Annotated in this window: 3 protein-coding genes and 1 tRNA gene; 1 reads left to right on the top strand and 3 read right to left on the bottom strand. The window is 61.5% G+C overall.

Annotated elements, in window-relative coordinates:
• The 3 genes from ILP92_RS17850 to ILP92_RS17840 form a co-directional block, all read right to left on the bottom strand.
• Window positions 1-487 (bottom strand): ParB/RepB/Spo0J family partition protein (locus ILP92_RS17850; RefSeq protein ID WP_198917773.1); only part of this gene is annotated, 487 nt, incomplete at its 3' end.
• A 137-nt stretch (window positions 488-624) separates the two neighbouring features.
• Window positions 625-1821 carry a DUF932 domain-containing protein gene (locus ILP92_RS17845; protein WP_198917772.1) on the bottom strand — a complete coding sequence of 399 codons (1197 nt, stop codon included), beginning with the start codon at window positions 1819-1821 and terminating at the stop codon, window positions 625-627.
• A gap of 138 nt (window positions 1822-1959) precedes the next feature.
• Window positions 1960-3144 (bottom strand): site-specific integrase, encoded by a 1185-nt coding sequence (locus ILP92_RS17840; RefSeq protein WP_198917771.1) that lies wholly within the window; start codon window positions 3142-3144, stop codon window positions 1960-1962.
• 152 nt (window positions 3145-3296) lie between these two features.
• Between ILP92_RS17840 and ILP92_RS17835 the strand changes: the two genes are divergently transcribed.
• Window positions 3297-3371 (top strand) — tRNA-OTHER (locus tag ILP92_RS17835).

Genomic DNA, 3371 nt, shown 5'->3' with positions numbered 1-3371 from the left:
GTGCCACCGCGGCGAGCTTCAGTCTCTGCTTCACCACATTGGCCGAGACAAAGAACGCCGCCGCGATCTCTTCCGCGGACTTGCCTTTCTCACGCATCGACTGGAAGGCGCGGAACTGGTCGAGCGGATGCAGCGGCGCGCGCTGAACGTTCTCGGCCAGGCTGTCCTCCTCGGCGAGCCCGTCCATGCGGACGATGCAGGGCACCGGCGCGGTGCGGTTCAACCGCTTCTGTTTCACGAGCAGTTCCAGCGCCCGGAACCGGCGACCGCCGGCCGGGATCTCGAACATGCCGGTCTCCGCGCCGTCCTCGTCCACCAACGGCCGGACGGTCAGGCTGGCCAGGAGGGTCCGCCGGGCGATGTCTTCGGCCAGTTCCTCAATCGAGACGCCGGACTTCACGTGCCGGACATTGGCCTGGCTCAGCGTTAGCCTGTTGAAGGGAATGTCGCGCGAGGCGCTGAGGGTGATCTTTTGGGTCTTGGTCATGGTTCGTCTCCGAGACGGATCGGCCCGGAGCCACTCTCCCGACCTTCCAAATCCATCACGAAAACCGCGGCCCACCTCTTCCTCTCGAAAGGGACGGACCGCAGGACGACGTTTATGATGAGGCGCGGCGGCTAAGACTAGCCCGCGTGCTCCAACAGCTTCTTCGCGCGCCCTTCCAGGTCGAGTCGGGCGTCCTGCTGGGGCTTTGTGCGGGCGATTGCGGTGATGCCCTGCACGAAGTCAAAAACGCTTTCGGGCGGATGGCCTTCTTCGGCCAGGACCGTCTCGACGATCTTCGCGCTCTCGGCCTTGCCGAAGCCGCGCTTCCTGAGAAAGTCGGTCCGATCCTCGTCCGTCCGCACAACGATGCGCTCGCGGGCGGACCGGATGCCGTCGATGAATGGCGCGGGCGAAGAGTCGGCAAAGCGCGAAAGCGCTGGCGCTGCTTCATGGGCGAAACGGTTGGCGGCGTATTTGGAATGCCGGATGCTGATTTCTTGGAAGTCCTCGACGCCCCAGAGATTGCGGTTCTGGCAGACGGCGCGGAGATAGAAGCTCGCGATGCCGAGCGTCTTCGCGCCAACCTCCGAGTTCCAGCAGTAGAAGCCGCGGAAGAACAGATCGGGCGAGCCGTCCGGCAGCTTTCCCGCCTCGATCGGATTCATGTCATCGACCAGGAAGAGAAAGACGTCGCGATCCGAGGCATAAAGCGTCGTCGTGTCCTTTGTGATATCGACCCTTGGGTTGTAGATGCCCGTCGACCAGTCGAGCACGCCCGGCACCTTCCAGCGGGTGTCCCCAACGCCGTCGCCTGCGATGCGCTGCACGGCGGAGACGAGTTCGTGGTCGTAGATGCGCCCATAATCCGGGCCGGTGACAGCGCGCAATTCCGTGTGCCCGCCCTCGGTTTCCAACGTCTTGACCTGCTCGGCGCGGCCGTGCGTCAGACCGTATTGCAGGTTGATGCCGGCCAGCGGTGCCGGAAGCTGGCGCAGGTAAGCGGCTGGCGCGCTCACAAGGCTCGCCAGCTGGCCGAAGCTCCAATGGGTCGGGGCGACAGGCGCCTCGGCACCGGGCAGCATCAGCCCCAGCCGCTCGGGGTCGTTGCGGCTCGCCTCAACGCGGATCGCCGCGCTCTCGACGGTGCGCGTCCGGGACCGCTCGGCGCGGCCCTTCACCGCTTCCTGCAGCGCCGACAGCGACAAGTATTGCTCGTCGTCGGGCCGCGAAGACCATTCCGACGACACGCGATCGTCATGGCCGCCTCGCGACGTATCCACCCTGTAGCCGCCGCCCGCATCGCTCCGGCCGTCCAGTATGTTGAGATCGCTCATGGGTCTTCTCCGCGACGGACCGGCCGGGAGCCTCTCTCTCGACCTCCAAATCCGTCACGGCGAAAGCCGTGGGCCTCTCACTCTCCGACGTCCGGTCGGGCCGAACCGTTCGTCTAGGATCATTAGGGGGGGAGGAACCTAATCCAAGGTCTGCTCCATCCCTTCACTCTGATCGGGATTACCCAATAGAGAAGATGCGATGGCGGCGGATACCTGGTTTGCCGCTGCGGAGATAGCGTCGGTCTTAAGGTGAGCGTACCGCGCGGTCGTTTGGACCTGGGTGTGTCCCAACAGCTTGCCGATCATCGGCAGATCCTGTCCCAGCTGGAGAGCATCGGACGCGAACGAATGGCGCAGATCATGGATACGAACATCGTCGAGTCCCGCCCTCGCGCGAAGGCGACGCCATGGTTTCTGCATGTCGGTCAACTTCTGGCCCTTGACCCGACCGGTGATGACAAACGGATTGCCCGCCTGTCGTTCGATGCTGTCGAGGACATCGAAGACAGCGGCTCCGATCGGGATGATTTTCGCTCCGGTCTTGGAGTCGGGAAGCCGCAGCAACCCTGCCTCGCAATCCACATATTCCCACTTCAGGGACTGGATTTCCCCCAATCGACATCCAGTGAGGAGTAATAAGCGAATACAGTTTGCGGCTTCCGGCTCGGAATGGGCTTCCATCAGGACTTTGCCGAGACGCGCGAGTTCTGCGGGACTCAAATATCGTTCCCTCTTCCTTTCTTTGAAGCGCTTCACCTTCCAACACGGATTGAGGGGCTCCTCGAGATCCCCCCAAGTATATGCTGTCGTGAACATGACGGAGAGGACGCCGAGCGATCTGTTGGCCTGATACGGGATGGATTTCATCGACTGGTGAAAACCGACCACGTCGCTTCGGCGGACATCTGTCATCCGAAGACTGCCCAGTTTGGGGTTGATGAAAAGCTCTATCGATCTTTCGTATTCGCCATAGGTGGATGCCTTGCAATGGACGGCCACGTGTTCTTCCAGAAACCGTTTCGAAAAGGCCATGACGGTCGGAGAAGCTTTGAGCCGATCGCGATGGCTGGCCGGGTTCTCTCCCAGCCGTACTTCGGACAAAACACGCATCGCTTCAGTGCGTGCGATTTCTGCGGTCACGGTGCCATGGACACCGATGTTTACGCGTCGCAGCCGACCATCTGCCCGGAATTGCGTGAGGTAGACCTTGCGGCCGGAGGGATAGACCCGAAATCCAAATCCTTTCAGTGCCTGGTCCCACACGAAAAATTCCTTGTCGCGAGGAAAGGCTGCATCGACGGTTCGCTTCGTGATCTTCGTCATCGTGGCCTTCTCCTGAGCGGAGATCCGGAATCATACCGGAATCAAACGGGGCGAAGTCGCGCCGCGCCATCTCGTGGGGAAGCGTAGCACATGACAATTAGAAATGAAATATAATCAGGTGTTTGGCGTGGAGTCGGCGGTCGGAGCGTGTCGCGGGAAATCCGTAGGAAAGGCGTCAACATCAAACTCATAACCTGAAGGTCGTAGGTTCAAATCCTACTCCCGCA

The organism is Palleronia pontilimi (assembly GCF_016412875.1).
GTDB lineage: Bacteria > Pseudomonadota > Alphaproteobacteria > Rhodobacterales > Rhodobacteraceae > Palleronia > Palleronia pontilimi.
This window is presented reverse-complemented; position numbering and strand designations above follow the sequence as displayed.

Bases quoted from the DNA above. Each gene is read 5' to 3' on its own strand.
- ILP92_RS17845 (WP_198917772.1), bottom strand. From the start codon at position 1,821: ATGAGCGATCTCAACATACTGGACGGCCGGAGCGATGCGGGCGGCGGC.
- ILP92_RS17840 (WP_198917771.1), bottom strand. From the start codon at position 3,144: ATGACGAAGATCACGAAGCGAACCGTCGATGCAGCCTTTCCTCGCGAC.